Here is a 25065-nt window from a genome sequence, read left to right as displayed (position 1 = left end):
CGCGTATTGAATAATGGGGGACCATGGCGACACGGTCCCCTTTTCCTTTCCTGGACGGCATCTTCGACGCCGTGGCCGAGCGGCTCCAGCCTCCGCCCTGGGCCGTGCACGAGGCCCAGCACCGGCTGGTGCTGCTGCTCAATCACGTCCTGATGCAGGAGCCGCAGGCCATGGAGCGCCTGCGCCGCCAGTCCGGCCGCATCGTCGAGGGCCGCTGGCGCACCTTCAACGTCCGCCTGGTCGCCACCCCCGCCGGCCTGCTCGACCTGGCCAGCCCCGCGGCCGCGCCCGACCTCACGCTGACGGTCACCGACGACTCGCCGTGGTCGCTCACCCGCGCCGCCCTGCGCGCCGAGAAGCCGCCGGTGCGCATCGCCGGCGACGTGCAGTTCGCCGCCGAAGTGAACTGGCTGGTCGACCACGTGCGCTGGGACCTCGAGGAGGACCTGGCCCGGGTGGTCGGCGACGCGCCGGCCCATGCGGTCGCCCAGGCCGCGCGCGCCATGGTCGACGCGCTGCGCCGCTTCGTGCCCGGCCCGGCGGCCGCGTCCCCGGCTGCGCCGGCGGACGGCGCCGGTGCCACCCCGGCCGGCCCGGGCGCCGCATGAAGCGGTACTTTCGGGGCGCCTACATCGTCTTGGTCGCCCTGCGCTACGGGCTCGACGAACTCGTCCTCAACAGCTTCCGCCGGCCCTGGCTGCACCGGCTGGCGCGGGTCCTGGCGTTCGGGCGCCGGCTCGATGCGCCACGCGGCCAGCGGCTGCGGATGGCGCTGGAGCGGCTGGGGCCGATCTTCGTCAAGTTCGGCCAGGTGCTGTCGACCCGGCGCGACCTGCTGCCGGCCGACATCGCCGACGAACTGGCCCGCCTGCAGGACCGGGTGCCGCCGTTCGACCCGGCCATCGCCATCGAGACGATCGAGCGCGCCTTCCGCCGCCCGGTCGGCAACCTCTTCGCCAGCTTCGAGCGCGAGCCGGTGGCCAGCGCGTCGATCGCGCAGGTCCATTTCGCGACCCTGCTGGACAAGCAGGGCCGCACCCGCGAGGTGGCCGTCAAGGTGCTGCGCCCGGGCATGCTGCCGGTCATCGAGAACGACCTGGCGCTGATGCGCATGATGGCCGGCTGGGTGGAGAGCCTGTCGGCCGACGGCAAGCGGCTGAAGCCGCGCGAGGTGGTCGCCGAGTTCGACAAGTACCTGCACGACGAGCTCGACCTGCTGCGCGAGGCGGCCAACGCGGCCCAGTTGCGGCGCAACATGACCGGCCTCGACCTGGTGCTGATCCCGGAGATGTTCTGGGACTGCTGCCATCCCGAGGTGATCGTCATGGAGCGCATGTACGGCGTGCCGATCAACCAGGGCGAACGGCTGGTTCAGGCCGGCGTCGACATGCGCCAGCTGGCCCGCGACGGCGTGACCATCTTCTTCACCCAGGTGTTCCGCGACGGCTTCTTCCACGCCGACATGCACCCGGGCAACATTCAGGTGAGCCTGGATCCGGCCACCTTCGGGCGCTACATCTCGCTCGACTTCGGGATCATCGGGACGCTCACCGAGTTCGACAAGGACTACCTGGCGCAGAACTTCAACGCCTTCTTCCGGCGCGACTACAAGCGGGTCGCGGAACTGCACATCGAGTCCGGCTGGGTGCCGCGGGACACCCGCGTCGACGAGCTGGAGTCGGCGATCCGCGCCGTCTGCGAGCCCTACTTCGACCGCCCGCTCAAGGAGCTGTCGCTGGGCATGGTGCTGATGCGCCTGTTCCAGACCTCGCGCCGGTTCCAGGTCGAGATCCAGCCGCAGCTGGTGCTGCTGCAGAAGACGCTGCTGAACATCGAGGGGCTGGGCCGCCAGCTCGACCCCGACCTGGACCTGTGGAGCACGGCCAAGCCGTTCCTGGAGCGCTGGATGCTGGAGCAGGTCGGCCCGCAACGCCTGATGGACGAACTGCGCGACCAGGCGCCGCGCTATGCCAAGCTGCTGCCCGAACTGCCCCGCCTGCTGCATGATTTCCTGCAGCAGCGCCCCGACGCGCAGCGCCAGGAGCGCCAGGTCGAGCTGCTGATCGCGGAGCAGCGCCGCACCAACCGGTTGCTGCAGACCGCCGTGGCGATCGGCCTGGGATTTGCCATCGGACTGGCCCTGACCCAGCTGGCGCACTGGGTGCGGGTCTACTAGAGACTGGAGGAAGCCGCCGGTGAACCCCACCCTGATCACGTTCGTCGTCCTGTACCTGCTGGGCACGCTGGCCATCGGCGCCTGGGCGGGCACGCGCATCAAGAACACCGCCGACTTCGCCATCGCCGGCCGCAGCCTGCCGCTGGCGATGGTGGTCACCACCACCTTCGCCACCTGGTTCGGGGCCGAGACGGTGATGGGCATCCCGGCCAAGTTCGTGCAGGGCGGGCTCAACGCCATCGTGGAAGACCCGTTCGGCGCCGGCACCTGCCTGATCCTGGTCGGCGCCTTCTTCGCCACCAGGCTGTACCGGCAGAACCTGCTGACCATCGGCGACTTCTACCGTGCGCGCTACGGCCGCGGGGTCGAGGTGTTCTGCTCCTGCGCCATCATCCTGAGCTACCTGGGCTGGGTGGCGGCGCAGATCACGGCCCTGGGCCTGGTGTTCTCGGTGCTCACCAACGGCGCCATGTCCGAGACCGCCGGCATGGTCGTCGGCACGCTGGCGGTGCTGGTGTACGTGGTGATCGGCGGCTTCCTGGCCATTGCCTGGACCGACTTCATCCAGATGATCGTGCTGGTGGTCGGCCTGTCCATCATCGCCGTGTTCGCGAGCGACCTGGCCGGTGGCGCGCACCACGTGCTGGACCTGGCCACGCAGCAGAACCTGTGGGCCTTCTTCCCGCCGCCCACCTTCACCGACATCGCCTTCTTCATCGGCGCCGGCCTGACCATGATGCTGGGCAGCATCCCGCAGCAGGACGTGTTCCAGCGCGTGATGTCGGCCCGCGACGTCGACACGGCCCGCAACGGCGCGGTGATCGGCGGGGTGAGCTACATCCTGTTCGCCTTCGTGCCCATGTTCATCGTCGCCAGCGCGGTGGTCGTGATGGGCGACCAGGCCGTCGAACTGGCCCGCAACGACTACCAGCGCCTGCTGCCGACCTTCATCCTCACCCGGATGCCGCTGGTGATGCAGATCCTGTTCTTCGGCGCGTTGCTCTCGGCGATCAAGAGCACCTCCTCGGCCACGCTGCTGGCGCCGTCGACCAGCTTCGTGGAGAACATCCTGAAGAACCTGCGCCCCCACATGAGCGACCGCCAGCAGCTGCTGGCCATGCGCATGACCATCATCGTGTTCACCGCCATCGTGCTGTCGTACGCCATCGCGATGAAGGGCACCCCCATCTACGACCTGGTCTCGGCCGCCTACCAGGTCACGCTGGTGGCCGCCTTCGTGCCGCTGGTCATGGGCCTGTACTGGAAGCGGGCCACCACCCAGGGCGCCATCACCTCCATCGCCGCGGGCGTCTTCGTCTGGGTGCTGTTCTTCCCGCAGGTCAACGAGGGGCTGAGCAAGGCCTTCCCGGGCCAGCTGGCCGGCCTGCTGGCGGCGCTGGCGGGCATGGTGGCCGGATCGCTCCTACCGCAGCTGCTGCGCAACCGCAAGGAACCGCGGACCCACGTGCCCGCCTGACCGGCGGCAGGCCGGGCTGGCAACCCGGCCCGCCGCCTATAATTGCGGGCTTTGCCTTCGGGCCCAACCCTCCCATCCTCGCCATGCCCATCTACGCCTACAAGTGCGGCTCCTGTGGCCATGCCAAGGACGCGCTGCAGAAGGTGTCCGACGCCCCGCTGACCACGTGCCCGGCCTGCGGCGCCGAGGCCTTCAGCAAGCAGGTCACCGCCGCCGGGTTCCAGCTCAAGGGATCCGGCTGGTACGTCACCGATTTCCGTGGCGGCAACGGGTCGTCGTCGGCGACCCCGGAGTCCAAGTCGGGCGATGCCAAGTCGGGCGACGCCAAGCCGGCCGAGGCCGCCAAGCCCGGCGATGCAGCGGCCGCCCCGGCGGGCGATGCCAAGCCCTCGGTCAGCGCCACCACCAAGACCGACACGCCCGCGGCTTCCGCCGGTACGTCCTCCTGACGCCGCGCACCATGGTCGCACTCCGCCGTTGGCTGTTTGCCGGCCTGCTCGTCCTCGCGCCCCTGGGCATCACCCTGTGGGTGCTGCAGTGGATCGTCGGCACCCTCGACCAGACGCTGCTGATCCTGCCGCAGGCCTGGCAGCCCGAGCGGCTGACCGGCTACCGCATCCCCGGCCTGGGCGTGCTGCTGGCGCTGGCCATCCTGCTGGTGGTGGGGGCCATCACCAGCAACTTCGTCGGCCGCAAGCTGGTGTCGTGGGGCGACGCCATCGTCAACCGCATCCCGGTGGTGCGGTCCATCTATTCCAGCGTCAAGCAGGTCTCCGACACGCTGTTCTCGCCCTCGGGCAACGCGTTCCGCACCGCGGTGCTGGTCGAGTGGCCCCGGCCGGGCGTCTGGACCATCGCCTTCGTCACCGGCTCGCCCGGGGGCGACGTCGCCACGCACCTGCCGGCGGGCGATTTCGTCAGTGTCTACGTGCCCACCACGCCCAACCCCACGGGCGGCTACTTCGTCCTGCTGCGCCGCGCCGACTGCATCGAGCTGCGCATGAGCGTCGACGAAGCCCTGCGCTACGTGATCTCGATGGGGGTGGTCGTGCCGCCCGCTCCCGTTCCCGTTCCCCATCCGCGGTGACGGGTCGCCGCGCGCGGCCCGTCCTGCTTGTCGAGGTACTCCCATGTCCCAACAAATGCGCTCCACCTATTGCGGCCTCGTCGACGAGTCGCTGCTCGGGCAGGCCGTCACCCTGTGCGGCTGGGTGAACCGCCGGCGCGACCACGGCGGCGTCATCTTCGTCGACCTGCGTGACCGCGAAGGCTACGTCCAGGTCGTGTGCGACCCCGACCGCCCCGAGATGTTCAAGGCCGCCGAGGGCCTGCGCAATGAGTTCTGCGTCCAGATCAAGGGCGTGGTGCGGGCGCGCCCGGCCGGCACCACCAACGACAGCCTGCGCAGCGGCAAGGTCGAGGTCCTGTGCCACGAGCTGGCGGTGCTCAACCCCTCGGTCACGCCTCCGTTCCAGCTCGACGACGAGAACCTGTCGGAGACCACGCGGCTGGTGCACCGGGTGCTCGACCTGCGCCGGCCGTACATGCAGAAGAACCTGATGCTGCGCTACAAGGTGTCGATGGAGGTGCGCAAGTTCCTCGACGCCAACGGCTTCATCGACATCGAGACGCCGATGCTCACCAAGAGCACGCCCGAGGGCGCGCGCGACTACCTGGTGCCCAGCCGCGTGCACGACGGCATGTTCTTCGCGCTGCCGCAGTCGCCCCAGCTGTTCAAGCAGCTGCTCATGGTGTCGGGCTTCGACCGCTACTACCAGATCACCAAGTGCTTCCGCGACGAGGACCTGCGCGCCGATCGCCAGCCCGAGTTCACGCAGATCGACGTCGAGACCTCCTTCATGAAGGAGGAGGAGATCCGCACCATGTTCGAGGGCATGATCCGCAGCACGTTTCAGAACGTGATCGGCGTCGACCTCGGCGCCTTCCCGGTCATGAAGCACGCCGACGCGATGCGGCTGTACGGCTCCGACAAGCCCGACCTGCGCATCAAGCTCGAGTTCACCGAGCTCACCGACGTGATGAAGGACGTCGACTTCAAGGTGTTCTCGGGCCCGGCCAACCAGGAGGACGGCCGCGTGGTGGGCCTGCGCGTGCCCGGCGGCGCCGAGATGAGCCGCGGCGAGATCGACGGCTACACCGAGTTCGTCAAGATCTACGGCGCCAAGGGGCTGGCCTGGGTCAAGGTCAACGAGGTCGCCAAGGGCCGTGACGGCCTGCAGTCGCCCATCGTCAAGAACCTGCACGACCAGGCGATCGCCCGCATCCTGGAGCGCACCGGCGCGAAGGACGGCGACCTGCTGTTCTTCGGTGCCGACAAGGCCAAGGTCGTCAATGACGCCATCGGCGCGCTGCGCGTGAAGGTGGGCCACAGCGAGTTCGGCAAGTCCCACGGCCTGCGCGACGGCGAATGGAAGCCGCTGTGGGTGGTCGACTTCCCGATGTTCGAGTTCGACGACGACGCGCAGCGCTGGAACGCCGTGCACCACCCGTTCACCTCGCCCAAGGACGGCCACGAGGACTGGCTCGAGACCGACCCCGGGCGCTGCGTGGCCAAGGCCTACGACGCGGTGCTCAACGGCATCGAGCTGGGGGGCGGCTCGGTCCGGATCCACCGCGAGGACGTGCAGAGCAAGGTCTTCCGTGCGCTCAAGATCGGCCCCGAGGAAGCCCAGCTGAAGTTCGGCTTCCTGCTCGACGCGCTGCAGTACGGCGCGCCCCCGCACGGCGGCATCGCCATCGGCCTCGACCGCTTCGTCATGCTGATGACCGGCGCCGAGAGCCTGCGCGATGTCATCGCCTTCCCCAAGACCCAGCGTGCCCAGGACCTGCTGACCCAGGCCCCCGGCCCGGTCGACGAGAAGCAGCTGCGCGAGCTGCACATCCGGCTGCGCAACGTCCCGGCCGCCTGAGGCGGGCCGCGCGGCAAAATGGAAGGGCACTCCGGTGCCCTTTTTTCATGCAGCGCCCCTACAAGATCCCGCAGTCGGTCCTGGTCGTGATCCACACGCCCGAGCTGGACGTGCTGCTCATCAACAGGGCCGATGCGCCGTCCTTCTGGCAGTCGGTCACCGGCAGCAAGGACCATCCCGACGAGCCGCTCGAGACCACCGCCATCCGGGAGGTGCTGGAGGAGACCGGCATCGACGCGCGCGCCGGGCTGCTGCGCGACTGGGGACTGGAGAACATCTACGAGATCTACCCGCGCTGGCGCCACCGCTACGCGCCCGGGGTGACCCACAACACCGAGCACGTGTTCGGCCTGCAGGTGGCGCACGGCACGCCGGTAACGCTGAACCCGCGCGAGCACACCGCCTGGCAATGGCTCGGCTGGCGGGCGGCGGCCGATGCCTGCTTCTCGCCGTCGAACGCCGAAGCCATCCTCTTGCTGCCACAATTTCAGCGATGACGGTGATCCGGGTCGCCACCTACAACATCCACAAGGGCGTCCAGGGAATCGGTCCCGCTCGGCGCCTGGAGATCCACAACATCGGCCATGCGGTCGAACAGCTCGACGCCGACCTGGTGCTGCTGCAGGAGGTGCGCAAGCTGCACCGCCGCGAGGAGCGCTACTTCACCCGCTGGCCGGAACTGCCGCAGGCGGAATTCCTGTGCCCCGAGGGCTTTAGCGCGGTCTACCAGACCAATGCCACGACCCGGCACGGCGAGCACGGCAACGCGCTGCTGTCGCGCTGGCCGGTGATGTCGCACGGCCACGAGGACATGTCCGACCACCGCTTCGAGCAGCGCGGCCTGCTGCACGTGCAGGTCGAGATGGGCCGGCGCGAGGTCCATGTCATCGTGCTGCACCTGGGCCTGATCGCCGGCAGCCGCCTGCGCCAGGTGGAGCAGCTGGGGCGCTACATCCAGCGCGAGGTGCCGCGCACCGCACCGCTGCTGGTCGGCGGCGACCTCAACGACTGGGGCGCCAAGCTGCGTCCCGCCATGCGTGCCATCGGGCTGAACGATTGCATCCAGCCCAAGGCCGCCACCTATCCCTCGCGGCTGCCGCTGGCCCAGCTCGACTATGTCTACGCGCGCGGCCTCAAGCCGGTGGGCATCGAGATCCCGCGCGGCTCGGTGTGGGGCCGCATGTCGGACCACCTGCCCCTGATCGCCACGTTCAGGCTCTGAGGACCCGGCGGCCATGGCGCACCGCATCCCTCCGCTGCGCAGCGGCCATGTGCTGGACCTGCTGCAGGGCAGCCGCGACTACTTCCCTGCGTTGGTGGATGCCATTGATGCCGCCCACGGGGAAGTCTGGCTCGAGACCTACATCTTCGACTTCACCGGCGCCAGCGCCGAGGTCGCCTGGGCGCTGGAGCGGGCGGCGCGGCGCGGCCTGGACGTGCGGGTGGTGGTCGACGGCTTCGGCACGCCGGCGGTGCCGCCCGAGTGGCGGCTGCGGCTGCTGGGCGCCGGGGTCCGCTGGCGCACCTTCGCGCCGACCGGGCCGCTGTCCGTGCTGTCGCCCAGCAGCTGGCGGCGGCTGCACCGCAAGCTGTGCGTGGTCGACGGCGAGACGGGCTTCTGCGGCGGGGTCAACGTGCTGGACGACCTGCACGATCCCAACCACGGCGCCTTGCCGGCGCCGCGCTTCGATTTCGCGGTGCGCGTCACCGGGCCGCTGGTGCAGGAGATGCGCACCACCATGCTGACGCTGTGGCAGCGCATGCGGACCTTCCAGGACCTGCGCCACGGCGACCTCGGCGGCGCGCTGGCCACCATCCGCGGCACGCGGGCGGCGCGCGAGCAACCGCCGCCGCGCCCGTCCAGCCTGCCGGGGGCGCGGGCCGCGCTGGTGCTGCGCGACAACCTGCGCTTCCGCGGCGCCATCGAGCGCTCCTACCGGCGCGCCATCGGGCGCGCGCGCGAGGAGATCATCATCGCCAACGCCTACTTCGTGCCGGGCCGCAAGATGCGCCAGGCCCTGGTCACGGCGGCACGGCGCGGCGTGCGGGTGGTGCTGCTGCTGCAGGGGCGCTACGAGTACTTCATGCAGTACTACGCGGCGCGGCCGATCTACGGGGCGCTGCTGCGCGCCGGCGTGGACATCCACGAGTACTCGCCCAGTTTCCTGCACGCCAAGGTGGCCGTCATCGACGGCCGCTGGGCCACGGTCGGCTCGTCCAACCTCGATCCGCTGAGCCTGCTGCTGGCGCGCGAGGCCAACCTGCTGGTCGACGACGCGGCCTTCGCCGCCGGGCTGCGCACGCGCCTGCTGGATGCGGTGCAGCACGAGGGCCACCCGATGCTCGCCGCCCACTACGAGCGGCGACCGCTGCGCGAACGCGTGTTCGAGTACATCGCGCTCGGTGTCATGCGGCTGGCGCTGGCGGTGCAGGGCAAGCGGAGGTACTGGTAGCCGTGGCCGACCTGGTCGTGCAGCGCCCCGAGGGGCTGTGGTGCCCGCCCGGCGACTTCTACATCGATCCCTGGCGGCCGGTGGCCCGCGCCGTCATCACGCACGCGCACGCCGACCATGCGCGCGTGGGCAATGGCCACTACCTGGCGGCGGCGCCGTCCGAGGGCGTGCTGCGGTCGCGCCTGGGCGCGATCGACCTGCAGACGCTGGCCTACGGGGAGGCCGCGGTGCACCACGGCGTGCGCATCTCGCTGCACCCGGCCGGCCACGTGCTCGGCTCGGCCCAGGTGCGGCTGGAGCACGGCGGCCAGGTCTGGGTGGCCAGCGGCGACTACAAGGTGGCACCCGACCGCACCTGCGACCCGTTCGAGCCGGTGGCGTGCGACGTCTTCATCACCGAGTCCACCTTCGGCCTGCCGATCTACCGCTGGCGGCCGGACGACGAGCTGTTCGCCGACCTCAACGGCTGGTGGGGGCGCAATGCCGCGGCCGGACAGGCCAGCGTGCTGGCCTGCTACAGCTTCGGCAAGGCCCAGCGCATCCTCAGCGGCATCGACCCGACGATCGGGCCGGTCATCGTGCACGGCGCGGTGCGTCCGCTCAACGACGCCTACCGCGCCGCCGGCGTGGCGCTGCCCGACACCCGGCTGGTCACCGAAGTCGGCGACCGGGCGGAGCTGCGCCGGGCGCTGGTGCTGTGCCCGCCCAGCGCCGTGGCCAGCACCTGGCTGCGGCGCTTCGGCGAGACCAGCACCGCCTTCGCCAGCGGCTGGATGCAGCTGCGCGGCGCGCGCCGGCGCGGCGGCTACGACCGCGGCTTCGTCCTGTCCGACCACGCCGACTGGCCCGGGCTGCTGTCCGCCATCGGCGCCACCGGCGCCCACCGCATCATCGTCACCCATGGCAGCGTGCCGGTGATGGTGCGCTACCTGCAGGACCAGGGCCTGCAGGCCGAGGGCTTCGACACCGAATACGGCGACGACGTGGTCGAGGCCGACGCGGCGGCGGGCAACGGCGAGGCCGGCCCAGATGGTCCGGCGGCCGAGGCCGGACCGGGCGGCGCGGCGGGTGAGGGCGGCGCCGGCGCATGAGGCAGTTCTCGCAGCTGTTCGCCGAACTGGATGCGACGACCTCCACCAACGCCAAGGTCGAGGCCCTGCAGCGCTACTTCGCGGCCGCGGCGCCGGCCGACGCGGCCTGGGCGGTCTACTTCCTGGCCGGGGGCAAGCCGCGCCAGGTCGTGCCCATGGCCCTGCTGGCGCAGCTGGCCTGCGAGGAGGCCGGCATTGCACCCTGGCTGTTCGACGAGTGCTACCAGGCGGTGGGTGACCTGGCCGAGACCATCGCCCATGTGCTGCCGCGCGCCAGCCAGACCTCGAAGGTGGGCCTGGCCGAGTGGGTCGAGCAGCGCCTGCTGCCGCTGCGCGGCCTGCCGCCGGCCGAGAGCGCGGCGCGCGTGCGCGGCTGGTGGCGCGAGCTCGACGACCAGGGACGCTTCCTGCTCACCAAGCTGGTGGGCGGGGGCTTCCGGGTCGGCGTGAGCAAGCTGCTGGTGCAGCGGGCCCTGGCCGCGCACGGCGGCGTCGACGCCAAGCGGGTCGCGCAGCGCATGATGGGCTACACCGACGGCAAGGTGGTGCCCTCGGCCGAGCGCTTCGCGGCGCTGGTGGCGACGGTGGAGGAGGGCGCCCCCGAGCGCGCCGACGAGGGCCAGCCCTATCCCTTCTTCCTGGCCCACCAGCTCGATGGCACGGCCGAGACCTTCACGCCGCGGCTGGGCCCGGTGCAGGACTGGCAGGTCGAGTGGAAGTACGACGGCATCCGGGGCCAGGTCGTCAAGCGCGGCGGCCGGGTCTGGGTGTGGTCGCGCGGCGAGGAACTGGTCACCGAGGGCTTTCCCGAGATCGTCGCGCTGGCGCAGGAGCTGCCGGACGGTACCGTGCTGGACGGCGAGATCCTGGTCTGGCAGGACCCGGAACCCGGTGCCGAGCTCGCGTCCGGCAGCGAACCGGCCGCGGGCCTGGCCGGCACGCTCGCTGGCCGGCCCGCGCCGTTCGCGCTGCTGCAGCAGCGCATCGGCCGCAAGACGCTCACGCGCAAGGTGCTGGCCGACGCTCCCGTCACCTTCATGGCCTATGACCTGCTGGAGCAGGACGGGCAGGACCTGCGCGAGCGGCCGCAAGGCGAACGGCGCGCCCGGCTGGAGGCGCTACTGGCCCGCACGCGCCTGAAGCTGTCGCCGGTCGAGACGGCCACCTCCTGGCTCGACTTCGCCCAGCGGCGCGCCCGCTCGCGCGAGCTGGGGGTCGAAGGCTTCATGCTCAAGCGCCTGGACGCTGCCTACGGCACCGGCCGCACCAAGGCCGACGGGCTGTGGTGGAAGTGGAAGATCGACCCCATGACCATCGATTGCGTGCTGGTCTATGCCCAGGCCGGTCATGGCCGGCGCGCCTCGGTCTACACCGACTACACCTTCGCGGTCTGGAACCGGCCGCCGCGGGACCGGCACGAGGCCGACGCAGTCCTGGAGGCCATCGCGGGCAAGGAGCCGGCGCAGCCGGGCGCCTTGCAGCTGGTGGCATTTGCCAAGGCCTATTCGGGGCTCACCGACGAGGAGTTCCGGCAGGTCGACGCCATCATCCGCCGCACCACCATCGAGAAGTTCGGCCCGGTGCGCAGCGTCAGGCCGTCGCTGGTGTTCGAACTCGGCTTCGAGGGCATCAACCGCAGCTCGCGGCACAAGAGCGGCATCGCGGTGCGCTTTCCGCGCATGCTGCGCATCCGCCACGACAAGCCGCTGCACGAGGCCGATACCCTGCAGGCGCTGGAAGCGCTGCTGCCGGGTTGAATGGATGGGCAGCATCCGAAGGGGGCACTCGCTCAACGCCAAGCGCCCGCCACCGGACGTTTGTTAGCATACTCAATGCTCATGAAAGCCGAACCGAACCAGCAAGCCCTGCAGGCCGCCGACGAGGGTACGCCCGTGTCGGTCAAGATCCGCGAGCGGCTGCTGGCCGCCCGCAGGCGCTTCCACGCCAACGACAACATCGCCGACTACGTGCAGCCCGGCGAGCTCGAAGCGCTGCTCGACGAGGTCGAGTCGAAGATGCAGGGCGTGCTCGACAGCATGGTCATCGACACGTCCAGCGACCACAACACCGTCGACACCGCGCGCCGCGTGGCCAAGATGTACCTGAACGAGGTGTTCCGCGGCCGCTACGTGCGCCCGCCCACCATCACCGAGTTCCCGAACGCCGAGCACCTGAACGAGCTGATGATCGTCGGCCCGATCACCGTGCGCTCGGCCTGCAGCCACCACTTCTGTCCCGTCATCGGCAAGATCTGGATCGGCGTGCTGCCCAACGAGCACACCAACGTCATCGGGTTGTCCAAGTACGCCCGGCTGGCCGAATGGGTGATGGGGCGGCCGCAGATCCAGGAGGAGGCGGTGGTGCAGCTGGCCGACCTGATCATGGACAAGACGCAGCCGGACGGCCTGGCCATCGTCATGGAGGCCAGCCACTACTGCATGGCCTGGCGCGGCGTGAAGGACATGGACAGCAAGATGATCAACTCGGTCATGCGCGGCGTGTTCCTCAAGGACGCGGCGCTGCGGCGCGAATTCCTGGCGCTGATCCCCAAGCGGAACGGGGGCAACTGAGCATGCTGGTTCGTCTCCTCTACTGCAGCCGCGCGGTCGACACGCGCCCCGACGGCATCGAAGCCATCCTGGCGCAGGCGCGCCAGCACAACCCGGTCAGCGGCATCACCGGCATCCTCTGCTACGGCGGCGGCATCTTCCTGCAGGCCATCGAGGGCGGCCGGCTGCAGGTGTCCGACCTGTTCGGCCACATCCAGAAGGATCCGCGCCACAAGGACGTCGCGCTGCTGCACTACGAGGAAATCTTCGAGCGTCGCTTCGGCGGCTGGACCATGGGGCAGGTCAACCTGTCCAAGCTCAACCACACGATCCTGCTGAAGTACTCCGAGAAGCCCGAGCTCGATCCCTATGCCGTGTCCGGCAAGGTGTCGCTGGCGCTGCTGGAGGACCTGATGGCCACCGCCGCCATCTGCGGCCGGACCTGACCCGCGCGGCCGCGCCGATGACCGTCGTCGTGCGCCTGCAGCGCGAGCTGGCCTGGGGCGACTGCGACCCCGCCGGCATCGTCTTCTACCCGACCTACTACCGCTGGATGGACGCGGCCACCTGGGGGCTGGCCGCCCAGGCGGGCTATCCGGCCGCGCGCATGCGCGCCGAGCACTACACCCTGCCGCTGGTGCACGCCGCCTGCGACTTCCTGCGTTCGCCCACCTTCGGCGACCTGGTCGAGATCCGCTCGCAGGTCACGCGCTGGGGGCGCAGCTCGTTCAGCATCGGCCACGAGTTCGTGCTGGCAGGCGATGGCACGCTGCTGGCGCGCGGCAGCGAGTCGCGCGTGTGGTGCCGCTACGCGGACGGCCCGGGCAGCGCCCTGCGCAGCGCGCCCGTTCCCGACGAGGTGCGGGCGGCGCTCGGCGGCCCGCCGGCGTGAGCGCCCCAGCGACCCTGGTCGGCTGCGACTTCTCCAGCAGCCCGAGCCGCCGCAAGCCCATCGTGCTGGCCCTGGGCCACGAGCGCCAGGGCCGGGTGGTGCTCGACCGGCTGCAGCACCTGGACACCCTGCCGGCCTTCGGCCACTGGCTGGGCGAGCCGGGTTCCTGGGTCGGCGGCTTCGACGTGCCGTTCGGCCTGCCGCGCGAACTCGTCGAGCAGCTCGGCTGGCCGACCGGGTGGGAGGCGTGCATGCGCCACTACGCCGGCCTGACGCGCGAGCAGATCCGTGCCACCTTCGCGGCGTTCTGTGATGCGCGGCCGGCCGGCAACAAGTTCGCCCACCGCGCCTTCGACCGCCTGGCCGGCTCCAGCCCGTCGATGAAGTGGGTCAACCCGCCGGTCGCGTACATGCTGCATGCGGCCGTTCCCCTGCTGCTGGCCGCCGGGGTCGACCTGCCGGGCGTCCATGTCGGCGATCCGGACCGGGTGGCGCTGGAGGCCTACCCCGGCCTGCTCGCGCGCGAGCTCATCGGCCGCCGCAGCTACAAGAGCGACGACCGCGGCAAGCACACGCCCGAGCGCCTGATCGCGCGCAAGGACATCGTCACCGCGCTCGAGGCCGGCCAGACCCGCCTGGGCCTGCGCCTGAAGCTCAGCCATGCGCAGCGCGACGCCCTGGTCGCCGATGCCAGCGGCGACGCGCTGGACGCGGTGCTGTGCATGGTGCAGGCCGGCTGGGCCGCCCTGCAGGGCCCGCCGCGCTGGGGCCTGCCGGCCGCGCTCGATCCGCTGGAAGGCTGGATCGTCAGCGCCGATCTCGCGGTTCCGTCCCACGGTTGAGCACGCCGGCTCGACCGTTAGGGCCATGGCTCCACCGGGCTATGCGACGCCCGCTGGACGGTTGCGCGGCCTAGCATCCCTGGACGCCGACCAACCGCCCTCGGCAGGGTGGTGTCGCCGCCAGGGAGCCGTGAGCCATGTTGAATGATTTGAATGCCGTCGATGTCGCCGTCGTGATCCCCTGCTTCAACGAGGAGGTCGCGATCGGGCGCGTGGTGGAGGACTTCCGTCGCGCGCTGCCGGGCGCACGCATCTACGTCTACGACAACGCCTCCACCGACCGCACGGCGGAGGTGGCGGCCCGTGCCGGCGCCATCGTCGGCCACGAGCCGTTCCCCGGCAAGGGCAACGTGATGCGCCGCATGTTCAGCGACGTCGAGGCCGATGTCTACGTGCTGGTGGACGGCGACGACACCTACGACGCGTCGTCGGCGCCGGCGCTGGTGCGCACGCTGCTCGACGGCCAGCTCGACATGGTCAACGGCGCCCGGGTGACGCAGATCAAGGAGGCCTACCGCTTCGGCCACCGCTTCGGCAACCGCCTGCTCACCGGCCTGGTGCAGGTGATCTTCGGCAAGCAGTTCGACGACATGCTCTCGGGGTACCGCGTGTTCTCGCGCCGCTTCGTCAAGTCGTTCCCGGCGACCTCGAGCGGCTTCGAGATCGAGACCGAGCTGACGGTGCACGCGCTCGAACTGCGCATGAAGACGGCCGAGGTGCCCACCCGCTACAAGGACCGGCCCGAGGGCTCGAACTCCAAGCTGAACACGATCCGCGACGGCCTGCGCATCCTGCGCATGATCGGCCTGCTGGTGAAGGAGGAGCGTCCGCTCATGTTCTTCGGCTGCAGCTTCGTCGTGCTGGCGCTGCTGTCGCTCGGCCTGGCCACCCCGGTGGTACTGGAATTCCTGCGCACCGGCCTCGTGCCGCGGCTGCCGACCGCCGTGCTGTCGGTCGGCATCATGCTGGTGGCCGTGCTGTCGATGGTGTGCGGCCTGATCCTGGACACCGTCACGCACTCACGCCGCGAGCTCAAGCGGCTGGCCTACCTGGACATCCCGGCGCCCCAGTGGCCCGACGCCGACATCCGCGCCACCCGCGCGCTCGCGGCCGGTCGCCGGCCCGCCGCCCAGCCCGCGCAGGCGCAGGCGCAGCACGACGAAGCCATGGCCGCGACCCCGGTCCTGTCCTGACCGGTGGCCATGCAGACCGATTCCGACTTCCTGTTCGGCTGGGACCGGCGCGAGCGGACGGTCGCCGCGGGCGGCTTCGAGGGCATGGCCGGCTGGCTGCTCCTGGGGCTGGTCGCGCTGCTGTTCGCCGCCAACGTGGCGCTGCACTTTCCCGGCGTGATGAACAACGACACGCTGCAGCAGTACCGGCAGGCGGTGACCGGACGCTATGGCGACTGGCACCCGCCGGTGATGGCGTGGCTGTGGTCGCTGCTGCTGCACGTCGCCGACGGCCCGGGGCCGCTGCTGGTGCTGCACCTGGCGGCCTACTGGGCCGGTTTCGGCCTCATCGCCGACGCGGTGCGCCGCGCCGGCCATCCGCGCCTGGCCCTGGTCGTCGCCGCGGCCGGCGCCTTTCCGCCCTTCCTGTACGTCAACGCCCAGGTGGTGAAGGATGTCGGCATGGCCGCCAGCTGGCTCGCCGCGGCCGGCGCGTTGTTCTGGTACCGCAGCCGTGATCGCCGCATTCCGCTCGCCGTCGGCGTCGCCATCGCGCTGCTGGTCGCCTACGGCACCCTGGTGCGCACCAACGCCCTGTTCGGCCTGGGGCCCCTGCTGCTGTATGCCTTCGCGCCCCGGCACTGGCTGCGCAACGTGCGGCTGATGGTGGCGGCGGTGCTGGTCGCGATCGTGGCATTGCCCGCCGGCCAGCTGCTGAACCAGCAGCTGTTCCGGCCGGTGGCGCAGAACGCCACCCAGTCCCTGTTCCTGTTCGACCTGATGGGCATCGCCGTGCACACCGGCGACCCCGCCGTGCTCGAGCCGCGCGCCACGCTGTCGCGCGACGACCTGAAGGCCTGCTACTCGCCCTACTGGTGGGACAGCCTGAGCATGTGGGGCCGCTGCGCCGACCGGGTCCATCGGCCCGACGCGGACACGCCGACACTGCCCGACGGCCTGGTTGCCCAGTGGGCCCGTGCGATCGCCGCCCACCCGCTGGCCTATGCCGAGCACCGCCTCAAGCACTTCAACTCGGCCCTGCTGTTCGCGGTGCCCAGCAAGCACATCCGCTTCACGGCCGAATACCGGCCGGGCGATCCCAGGCATCCACCGCTGGAAGTGGTGACCGAGCGCGACGTGAAGCTCGACCTGCTGCGCAAGAACCCGTTCGTCTGGCCCTGCGTGTGGCTCGCCTGGGCGGGCTGCCTGCTGGTGCTGCTGCGGCGCGACGAGCCGGCGTCACCGGCGGTGGCCTTCGCTCGCGTGCTGTGCGTGTCGGCGCTGGGCTATTCGGGCGCCTACCTGCTGATCGGCGTCGCCACCGACATGCGCTACCACTACTGGTCGCTGCTGGCCGTGCTGCTGGCCAGCCTGGTCACCGGCCCGCGCCTGCTGGCGATGTGGCGCGAACGGCGGCAGCCGCTGCTGGCCAGCGCCGGCCTGGTCGGCGCGGTCGTCCTCGTCGGGCTGGCCACGCGCCTGCTCGACTTCCGGGGGTTCGTCTGATGGGGGCGCGGGTCGCGGCCCTGCCGCCGCTGGTGCGCTTCGGCCTGGTCGGCACCGTCGGCTTCGTCGTCGACGGCGGCCTGCTGCAGTTGCTGGTGACGTTCGCCGGCTGGGGACCGATCGCGGCCCGGCTGGTGTCGTTCCCGGCCGCCGTGCTGGCGACCTGGTGGCTCAATCGCACCGTGACCTTCCAGCCGCGCGAGGGCGGCTCGCTGCTGGCCAGCCTGGGGCGCTATGTCGCGGTGAGCCTGGTCGGCACGGGCGTGAACTTCGGCATCTACACCGGCCTGGTGCTGGCCTCGCCGTTGCTGGCCGCCCGGCCCATCGTGCCGTTCGCCGTCGCCTCGGCGGCCGCCCTGGTCTTCAACTACCTGGGCAGCAAGCACTTCGCCTTCAAGGGCTGAGCCGTCCGAAGGCGAGCAGGGCCTCGACGTCGGTACGGTACAGGCGCAGCATCGTCTCGTCGGCCAGCGCGCCTGCCTTGCGCAGCACGGTCTCCACCGGCAGCTTGATGCCGCTCACGTGCAGCGTGATGCCGCGGGCCGCCAGCAGCCGGCGCAGGGCGGTGAACACCTCCACGCCGGTGGCGTCGATGCGGTTGATCGGCTGCGCGAACAGGCAGACATGCCGGGTGTCGGGATTGGCCGCCAGGTGTTCGACCACGGCGCGCTCGAACGCGGAAGCCGACGCGAAGTCCAGCTCGGCGTCCATCCGCAGCGCATAGGTGTGCGGCGCGATCGGGGCCAGGCGCCACAGGTGGCGGTCGCGCAGGCTGCCGTCCGGGTGCAGCCCGACCTCGATGATGCGCGGATGCAGGCGCAGGTAGAGGAAGTGCGCCAGCCCGATCACCACGCCCGACAGCACGCCCCAGTAGATCGACGGGGCCGCCAGCACCGTGATGGTGGCGGTGACGGCGGCGGTGACCGCCTCGACCCGGTCGACCTGCCACAACTGCGTGAACACGCGCGGCTTGAGCAGGCCCATCACGGCCGCCACGACCACGGCCGACAGCACCGCCGAGGGCACGTGGTAGAGCGCCGGCGTGAGGAACAGCAGCACCAGCAGCACGATCGCGCAGGCCGCGACCGTGGCCCAGCCGGTCTTCGCGCCCGAGTACAGGGTGATGGCCGAGCGCGAGAACGAGGTGCTGGTGGGGAAGCTGCCCGACAGCCCCGACACCAGCTTGCCCACGCCCTGGCCCACCAGGTCCTGGTTGGCGTCCCAGCGCTTGCCATCGCGCTGGCTCTCGATCTTGGCGCTGGCCGCCATCTCCATCGAGCTGACCAGCGCCAGCACCAGCGCCGGCGCCACCAGGGCGCGGAGCGTGTCCCAGGCGGGCAGGGCCGGCAGGTACAGGGCCGGCAGGCCTGCGGGCAGGCTGCCGACCACGCTGCCGCGCGTCGCGTATCCGGTGGCCCAGCTCAGCACGGCCGCGGCCGCCAGCACCAGCAGCACCGTCGGCAACCTGGGCAGCAGGCGCTTGCCGACCTCGAACAGCGCCAGGCTGACCAGCCCGTACGCCAGTCCCTCGAGGTCGAAGCGGGGCCCGTGCAGCAGGCTGGCCAGCGGACCCTGCAGGCCCAGCAGCTTGGGCAACTGCGAGGCGATGATGAGGAGCGCGGCCGCCTGGCTGAAGCCGGTGAGCACGGGCGAACTCACGAGGTTGAGCATCCAGGCCGAGCCGCTGGCACCGACGGCCAGCTGCATGGCGCCGGCCAGCAGCGCCAGCCAGACGGCCAGCAGCACCCACTGCGCGCTGCCCGGCTCCGCCAGGCCCAGCAGCGAGGCGCCAACCAGCACGCTGCTCAGGGCCGAGGGACCGACCGACAGCCGTGTCGAGCTGCTGAACAGCACGGCCGCCAGCATGGGCAGGAAGGTGGCGTACAGGCCGGTGACGAGCGGCATGCCGGCCAGGCCGGCATAGGCGACCGACTGGGGAATCATCACCACCGCCACCGTGAGGGCGGCGGTGACTTCGCCGCGCAGCAGGCCGGCGTCGGGACGCGGCCAGCGCAGGAACGGCAACCAACGGGACAAGCTCGGCAGCATCACCCGAGCTTACGCGACGCCGTCGGCGTCATCGCTGCGGCATGTCGCTGGCGCCGTAGCCCAGGCTCACCGTCGCGTCCTCGGGAATGGGGGGCATGGTGGTGCTCCAGGCCTCCCAGTCGTCGCGCATGCGGGCGAGCCGCTGCGGGTCGCGGCCGGCGTGGTTGGCGCGCTCGCGCTCGTCGGCCTCGAGGTCGAACAGGTAGTCGTGGCCGTCCACGCGCAGGTACTTCCAGCGACCGTCGCGCAGCGCGCGCTGGCCGCGGTGGTTCATGCGCCAGTGCAGCGTGCGGGCGAACGGCCTGGCGGGCGCCTTCAGCACCGGCAGCAGCGAGATGCCGTCGAGCGGATAGGCGGGATGCGCCGCCACGCCGGCCGCATCGAGCAGGGTGGCCGACCAGTCCATGGTCATGCACTGCTGCGCGGTGACGGCGCCGGCGGCGATGACCGCCGGCCAGTGGGCGATCCAGGGTACGCGGATGCCGCCCTCGGTGAGGTCCATCTTGCCGCCCACCAGCGGCCAGTTGTCGGAGAAGCGTTCGCCGCCGTTGTCGCTGGTGAAGACCACCAGCGTGTCCTGCGCCATGCCGTGGCAACGCAGGGCGTCCATCACCCAGCCGATGCCCTCGTCCATGTGGTGGATCATGCGGCGGTAGGTGTGGATGTTGCCGCCGTGCAGGTGGAACAGGTTGTCGCGCACCTCCCGCGCCAGCCCGGCGTCGTCGCGCGTCTCCCACGGCCAGTGCGGCGCCGTGTAGTGCAGGCTCAGGAAGAAGGGGGCGTCCTGGCCGGCCATGCGGTCGATGAAGTCCACCGCACGCCGCGACAGCAGGTCGGTGAGGTAGCCCTCCTCCTGCTTCTCCTCGTCGCCCAGGTACAGGTCGTGGGTGCCGTTGTTGCTGCAGTGGCTGAAGTAGTCGACCCCGCCCGACATGGGGCCGAAGAACTCGTCGTACCCGGACAGCAGCGGGCTGAACGCCGGCGGGTAGCCCAGGTGCCACTTGCCGACCAGCGCCGTGCGGTAGCCCGACTCCTTCAGCAGCGAGGGCAGGGTGGGGTGCTCGGGCGGCAGGCCCAGCGTGGGGCTGCCCTTGCTGCGGCTGTTGATCGGCTCCTCGGCGGCGCCGCGCAGGCGGTACTGGTAGCGCGCCGTCATGAGCGCGAAGCGCGTCGGCGAGCACACCGGCGAGTTGGCATAGCCCTGCGTGAAGCGCAGGCCGGCCGCGGCCAGCCCGTCGAGGACCGGCGAGACCGGACCGAAGGCGGCGTCGCGGCCGCCGTAGCAGCCCAGGTCGGCGAAGCCGAGGTCGTCGGCGACGATGAAGACGATGTTGGGACGCGCCATGTTCATTCCACTTTCATGCCGGTCGCGCGGATCACCTTGCCGTAACGCCCGGACAGCTCCGCCAGCCGCTGGGCCGCCGCGGCGCCGGCCAGTCCCTCGTGGCGCATGTCCAGGGCCTCGAGCTTGCCGCGCAGGTCGGGCCGCGCGATCGCCTCGGCAATGGCCGCCTGCACCGCCTGCGCCACCGGCTCGGGCGTGGCCGCCGGCACCATCACGACGTACAGCACTTCCTGTTCGAGCTGCGGCAGCCCGGCCTGCGCCACCGTCGGCACCTCGGGCGCCAGCGGCGAGCGCGTGCGGCTGGTGACGGCCAGCGGCGTGATCTTGCCGGCCTTCACGTGCGGCAGCATGCCGGGCGTGGCGAGCACGCCGCCGTCGACCTCGCCCGCCAGGACGGCGGTGACGGCCGGGGTGTTGCCCTTGTAGGGGACGTGCGTGATCTTCATGCCGGTGGCCTCGGTGAACATCTCCGCGGCCAGGTGGCCGGGACTACCGCTGCCGGCGCTGCTGAAGGTCACGCCCTTGGCTTTGCCGGCCGCCACCAGGTCGGCGAGCGAGCGAAAGCCCGTGCCCGGATGGGCGCCGACCAGCAGGCCCGACGAGGCCATCACCAGCAACGGGCGCAGGTCGGCCGGCTTGAACGGCATCGCCTTGTAGATGTGCGGGTTGACGGTGACGGTGGAATCGATGCCGAACAGGACGGTGCCGCCGTCGGGCGCCGCCTTGGCCACGGCATCGGCGCCGATGTTGCCGCTGGCGCCGGCCTTGTTCTCGACCACGAAGGGCTGCTTGAAGCGCGCCTGCAGCACGTCGGCCACGGCCCGTGCCAGCAGGTCGGACGGCCCGCCGGGCGGGAACGAGTTGATGAACCGCACGGGCTTGGCCGGCCAGCTGGTCTGGGCCTGCGCAGGCCCGAGCGCGGCCAGGGCCAGCGCGGCGGCGGCGAGGAGGGGGCGCATGTGCTTCTCCGTCAGGGCTGGTAGCCGGACTTGCGCACCACCGGCGCCCACTGCGCGCGGTAGGCCGCGAGCATGGACCGGGTCTGGGCGCGGGTGCTGGCCACCGGCGTCATCTTGGCGTCGGCGAAGCGCCGCTGCGTGTCGGGGTCCCGCATGGCGGCGGTGATGGCAGCCGCCAGCCGCTCCACCTTGTCGGCCGGCATGGTGGACGGCGCGAAGAACGCGTTCCAGCCGGTGGCTACCAGGTCCAGGCCGGCCTCGCGGAAGGTGGGGATGGAGGGCGAGAAGGGCGAGCGCTTGGCCCCCGAGCTGGCCAGCACGCGCAGCTTGCCGGCGTCGTGCTGCGGCAGCTGCGTCTCCAGCGTATCGAATGCCACCGGCACCTGCCCACCCATCAGGTCGGCGAGCAGCGGACCGGAGCCGCGGTAGCCGATCACCTGCGCCTTCACGCCGGCCTTCTCGCCCATCATCAGGGCGAAGAAGTGCGGCAGGCTGCCGGTGGCCGGGACGCCGAAGTTGGCCTTCTCCGGATTGGCCCGCAGCCAGGCCAGCAGGTGGCTGAGTTCGCGCACCGGCACCGCGCTGGCGACGGCCAGCCCGAACTCGTAGTCGTTGACGTGCGACACCGGGGTGAAGTCGCGGTCGGGGTCGTAGCCGTTGTCCTGGAACACCAGCGGCGCCACCACCATCACGGCCGGGTTGGCGACCAGCAGCGCGTTCTGGCTGGCCGGCGCACCCTTGAGCTGCTGGGCGGCGAGGCGGCCACCGGCACCGGTGCGGTTCTCCACCACCACCGGCACGCCCAGGCTGGCCTGCAGCTTGTCGCCGACGATGCGCGCGACCCGGTCGGTCGAACCGCCGGGGGCATAGGGCACGACGAGGCGCAGCGGCCCGTCCAGCGGCTGCGCCATCACGGGACGGGCCAGGGGCAAGGCGGCGAGGCCCAGGGCGAGGGTGCGGCGGTGCATGTGTGTCTCCTGGCGGTCGCTCGTCGGGCGACAATGAATCGGTCGATGGAAGAACAATCGCCGGACCCGATTGAACCATGGCCCGCGTCGCGCCCTGCGCCCGGCGCGGTGCCGAGAAAGCGGTCGGCGCGGGCTGCCGCAGGCTCGACAGGACGGCACTGGATGGCCGGGCGCGGCTGGAAGCCGTTCGCGTTCCAGCGCGACGTCTGGAAGGCGATCGCGCAGGGCCGCAGCGGCCTGCTGCACGCCACCACCGGCGCCGGCAAGACCTACGCCGTGTGGCTGGGCATGCTCGACGTCCTGCTGCAGGGGCAGGTGCCGGGGCGCTCGGCCGAGCCGTTGCGGGTGCTGTGGATCACGCCGATGCGGGCCCTGGCCGCCGACACCACCCGGGCCCTGGCCCAGCCCCTGCAGGACCTGGCGCCCAGCTGGACCCTGGGCCAGCGCACCGGCGACACCGCCAGTGCCGAACGGGCACGCCAGGACCGGCGCTTTCCCACCGTGCTGGTCACCACCCCGGAGTCGCTCAGCCTCATGCTGACCCGCGAGCAGGCGCGCGAGGAACTGCAGACGGTCGGGTTCGTCGTGGTCGACGAGTGGCACGAGCTGATCGGCAGCAAGCGCGGCGTGCAGACCCAGCTCGCGCTGGCACGCCTGCGGCGCTGGAATCCGGCCCTGGTCACCTGGGGCCTGAGCGCCACCCTGGGCAACCTGGAGGAGGCGATGGCGGTGCTGTGCGGCGAGGCCGCGCAACCGGCGCCGGCGCTGGTGCGCGGCAAGATCGACAAGCGGCTGGCGATCGACACGCTGGTCCCGCCCGATCCGGGCAAGTACTCCTGGGCCGGCCACCTCGGCGCCCGCATGCAGCTGCCGGTGGTCGAGGAGATCGAGCAGGCGAAGGGCACGACGCTGGTGTTCACCAACGTCCGGTCCCAGGCCGAGATCTGGTACCAGCTGCTGCTGCAGGCGCGGCCCGAATGGGCGGGCGACATCGCGCTGCACCACGGCTCGCTCGACCGCGCCACGCGCGAGTGGGTGGAGGCCGGCCTGAAGGACGGGCGGCTGCGGGCCGTGGTCGCGACCTCCTCGCTCGACCTGGGAGTGGATTTCCTGCCGGTCGAGCGGGTACTGCAGATCGGCTCGGCCAAGGGCGTGGCGCGCATGTTGCAGCGTGCCGGCCGCAGCGGCCACGCGCCGGGGCGCGCCAGCCGGCTGACCCTGGTGCCGACCCACACGATGGAGATCGTCGAGGCGGCGGCGGCGCGCGAGGCGGCGGCGCACGGCCGCATCGAGCGGCGCGAGGCGCCGGCCAAGCCGCTCGACGTGCTGGTGCAGCACCTGGTCACGGTGGCGCTGGGCGGCGGTTTCGACGCCGACGCCCTGTTCGAGGAGGTGCGGACCGCGTGGTCGTATCGGACGCTGACGCGCGCCGAGTTCGACTGGGCGCTGGTGTTCTGCGAGCGCGGTGGCGAGAGCCTGACCGCCTATCCCGACTATCACCGCATCCGGCGCGGCGACGACGGCCTGTGGCACGTGCCCGATCGCGGCGTGGCGCGCCGCCACCGGCTGTCGGTGGGCACCATCGTGAGCGACGCCTCGATGCAGGTGAAGTACCTGTCGGGCGGCACCATCGGCACCATCGAGGAAGGCTTCATCGCCCGGCTGCGCAAGGGCGACTGCTTCTACTTCGCCGGCAAGCTGCTCGAGTTCGTCCGGGTGCAGGACATGGCTGCCTACGTGCGCAAGGCGACGCGCAGCAAGGGCACGGTGCCGACCTGGCAGGGCAGCAAGATGGCCCTGTCGACCGAGATGGGCGATGCCGTGCTCGAGATGCTGCAGACCGCGGCCCAGGGCCGCTACCCGCACCCGGAACTGCGGGCAGCGCGCCCCATGCTCGAGACCCAGGCCCGGCTCTCGCGCATCCCCACGCCCGGCATGCTGCTGGTCGAGAGCTTCCGCTCGCGCGAAGGCCAGCACCTGTACGTGCACCCGTTCGCCGGCCGCCACGTGCACCTGGGGCTGGCCAGCCTGCTGGCCTGGCGGCTGGCGCGCGAGCGGCCCAACACCTTCAGCATCTCGATCAACGACTACGGCTTCGAACTCGTGAGCGCGGAGCCGTTCGACCTGGCGCCGGTGCGCGACGGCTCCGCCTTCGAGCCGGGCGACCTGCTGCACGACGTGCTGGCCTCGCTCAACTCGTCCGAGCTGGCCCAGCGGCGCTTCCGCGAGATCGCCCGTGTTGCGGGGCTCATCTTCACCGGCTACCCCGGCCAGCCCAAGAGCATGCGCCAGCTGCAGGCGTCCAGCGGCCTGTTCTACGAAGTGTTCCGCAAGTACGACCGCGGCAACCTGCTGCTCACCCAGGCCGAGCAGGAAGTGTTGAGCCAGGAGCTGGAGGTCTCGCGCCTGCGGGCGACGCTGGAGCGCATGGGTGGGCGCGCCCTCCAGCTGGTCGAGCTGCGCCATCCCAGCCCGATGAGCCTGCCGCTGATGGTCGAGCGGTTCCGCGAGAAGCTGACCACCGAACAGCTCTCCAGCCGACTGGATCGCATCCTGCGCGACATGGAGCGCGATGCCGGCTGAGCCGCAACACGACCGTCAGTTCCTACAGGCTCTTGCGGCCATCGCCGCTCCTGCGTCGACCAGCCCTTCATAG

General features: G+C 71.2%; 23 protein-coding genes. 19 read left to right on the top strand and 4 right to left on the bottom strand.

From position 1 onward, the window contains the following. Positions 1–23 precede the first annotated feature (23 nt). The 18 genes from GON04_RS09090 to GON04_RS09005 all read left to right on the top strand — a co-directional run bounded on the left by GON04_RS09090 (position 24) and on the right by GON04_RS09005 (position 17492). The gene (locus tag GON04_RS09090; RefSeq protein WP_157397583.1) at positions 24–608 is read left to right on the top strand and encodes a hypothetical protein; all 585 of its coding nucleotides are present in this window, start codon (positions 24–26) and stop codon (positions 606–608) included. Beyond that, entirely contained in the window at positions 605–2176 is a 1572-nt protein-coding gene (gene ubiB, locus GON04_RS09085; RefSeq protein WP_157397582.1) for a ubiquinone biosynthesis regulatory protein kinase UbiB, read from the top strand. The genes GON04_RS09090 and ubiB overlap by 4 nt, the downstream gene beginning before the upstream one ends. A 19-nt stretch (positions 2177–2195) precedes the next feature. Continuing rightward, on the top strand, positions 2196–3653 hold the full coding sequence (locus tag GON04_RS09080; protein WP_181653961.1) for a sodium:solute symporter family transporter: 1458 nt from the start codon (positions 2196–2198) through the stop codon (positions 3651–3653). A gap of 83 nt (positions 3654–3736) precedes the next feature. Then, a complete protein-coding gene (locus GON04_RS09075; protein ID WP_157397581.1) occupies positions 3737–4102 on the top strand; it encodes an FmdB family zinc ribbon protein in 366 nt (121 codons plus the stop codon). An 11-nt stretch (positions 4103–4113) separates the two neighbouring features. Continuing rightward, positions 4114–4740: a DUF502 domain-containing protein gene (locus GON04_RS09070; RefSeq protein WP_157397580.1), complete on the top strand. Its 627-nt coding sequence runs from the start codon at positions 4114–4116 to the stop codon at positions 4738–4740. Between the two features lie 43 nt (positions 4741–4783). Continuing rightward, the gene (gene aspS / locus GON04_RS09065; RefSeq protein ID WP_157397579.1) at positions 4784–6583 is read left to right on the top strand and encodes an aspartate--tRNA ligase; all 1800 of its coding nucleotides are present in this window, start codon (positions 4784–4786) and stop codon (positions 6581–6583) included. 47 nt (positions 6584–6630) lie between these two features. Then, complete coding sequence (gene nudB / locus GON04_RS09060) at positions 6631–7080, top strand: dihydroneopterin triphosphate diphosphatase (RefSeq protein ID WP_157397578.1); 450 nt, start codon at positions 6631–6633, stop codon at positions 7078–7080. Beyond that, positions 7077–7805: an endonuclease/exonuclease/phosphatase family protein gene (locus tag GON04_RS09055; protein WP_157397577.1), complete on the top strand. Its 729-nt coding sequence runs from the start codon at positions 7077–7079 to the stop codon at positions 7803–7805. Before nudB ends, GON04_RS09055 begins: the two co-directional genes overlap by 4 nt. Positions 7806–7818: 13 nt before the next feature. Beyond that, entirely contained in the window at positions 7819–9036 is a 1218-nt protein-coding gene (clsB, locus tag GON04_RS09050) for a cardiolipin synthase ClsB (protein ID WP_157397576.1), read from the top strand. Positions 9037–9038: 2 nt separating this feature from the next. Then, positions 9039–10127: a ligase-associated DNA damage response exonuclease gene (locus tag GON04_RS09045; RefSeq protein WP_181653960.1), complete on the top strand. Its 1089-nt coding sequence runs from the start codon at positions 9039–9041 to the stop codon at positions 10125–10127. Next, positions 10124–11884, top strand: coding sequence for an ATP-dependent DNA ligase (locus tag GON04_RS09040; protein WP_157397575.1), 1761 nt, complete (start codon positions 10124–10126; stop codon positions 11882–11884). The genes GON04_RS09045 and GON04_RS09040 overlap by 4 nt, the downstream gene beginning before the upstream one ends. Positions 11885–11959: 75 nt before the next feature. Further along, positions 11960–12697 (top strand): GTP cyclohydrolase I, encoded by a 738-nt coding sequence (gene folE, locus GON04_RS09035; RefSeq protein ID WP_181653959.1) that lies wholly within the window; start codon positions 11960–11962, stop codon positions 12695–12697. Between the two features lie 2 nt (positions 12698–12699). Then, the gene (locus GON04_RS09030) at positions 12700–13122 is read left to right on the top strand and encodes a BLUF domain-containing protein (protein ID WP_157397573.1); all 423 of its coding nucleotides are present in this window, start codon (positions 12700–12702) and stop codon (positions 13120–13122) included. Between the two features lie 17 nt (positions 13123–13139). Beyond that, positions 13140–13568: an acyl-CoA thioesterase gene (locus tag GON04_RS09025; RefSeq protein ID WP_157397572.1), complete on the top strand. Its 429-nt coding sequence runs from the start codon at positions 13140–13142 to the stop codon at positions 13566–13568. Beyond that, positions 13565–14410 (top strand): DUF429 domain-containing protein, encoded by an 846-nt coding sequence (locus tag GON04_RS09020; protein WP_181653958.1) that lies wholly within the window; start codon positions 13565–13567, stop codon positions 14408–14410. Before GON04_RS09025 ends, GON04_RS09020 begins: the two co-directional genes overlap by 4 nt. Before the next feature lie 137 nt (positions 14411–14547). Next, on the top strand, positions 14548–15603 hold the full coding sequence (locus tag GON04_RS09015) for a glycosyltransferase family 2 protein (protein ID WP_157397571.1): 1056 nt from the start codon (positions 14548–14550) through the stop codon (positions 15601–15603). A 9-nt stretch (positions 15604–15612) separates the two neighbouring features. Further along, positions 15613–17088, top strand: a complete 1476-nt coding sequence (locus GON04_RS09010; protein ID WP_157397570.1) for a hypothetical protein — start codon at positions 15613–15615, stop codon at positions 17086–17088. Beyond that, positions 17088–17492 carry a GtrA family protein gene (locus tag GON04_RS09005; protein ID WP_157397569.1) on the top strand — a complete coding sequence of 135 codons (405 nt, stop codon included), beginning with the start codon at positions 17088–17090 and terminating at the stop codon, positions 17490–17492. The genes GON04_RS09010 and GON04_RS09005 overlap by 1 nt, the downstream gene beginning before the upstream one ends. Here GON04_RS09005 and GON04_RS09000 read toward each other — a convergent pair. The 4 genes from GON04_RS09000 to GON04_RS08985 are packed head-to-tail and all read right to left on the bottom strand — an operon-like array spanning position 17482 to position 22409. Next, entirely contained in the window at positions 17482–19137 is a 1656-nt protein-coding gene (locus GON04_RS09000) for a SulP family inorganic anion transporter (protein WP_157397568.1), read from the bottom strand. The two genes, GON04_RS09005 and GON04_RS09000, sit on opposite strands and share 11 nt — an antisense overlap. Before the next feature lie 28 nt (positions 19138–19165). Then, complete coding sequence (locus GON04_RS08995) at positions 19166–20482, bottom strand: sulfatase family protein (RefSeq protein WP_157397567.1); 1317 nt, start codon at positions 20480–20482, stop codon at positions 19166–19168. A 2-nt stretch (positions 20483–20484) separates the two neighbouring features. Next, complete coding sequence (locus GON04_RS08990; RefSeq protein WP_157397566.1) at positions 20485–21441, bottom strand: Bug family tripartite tricarboxylate transporter substrate binding protein; 957 nt, start codon at positions 21439–21441, stop codon at positions 20485–20487. A gap of 11 nt (positions 21442–21452) precedes the next feature. Beyond that, a complete protein-coding gene (locus tag GON04_RS08985; protein ID WP_157397565.1) occupies positions 21453–22409 on the bottom strand; it encodes a Bug family tripartite tricarboxylate transporter substrate binding protein in 957 nt (318 codons plus the stop codon). A gap of 162 nt (positions 22410–22571) precedes the next feature. Between GON04_RS08985 and GON04_RS08980 the strand changes: the two genes are divergently transcribed. After that, complete coding sequence (locus GON04_RS08980; RefSeq protein WP_232532963.1) at positions 22572–24992, top strand: ligase-associated DNA damage response DEXH box helicase; 2421 nt, start codon at positions 22572–22574, stop codon at positions 24990–24992. The last annotated feature ends 73 nt before the right edge of the window (positions 24993–25065 follow it).

The organism is Ramlibacter pinisoli, from assembly GCF_009758015.1.
Lineage (GTDB): Bacteria > Pseudomonadota > Gammaproteobacteria > Burkholderiales > Burkholderiaceae_C > Ramlibacter > Ramlibacter pinisoli.
The sequence above is the reverse complement of the archived record's forward strand: the minus strand, read 5'-3'. Positions and strand labels throughout refer to the sequence as shown.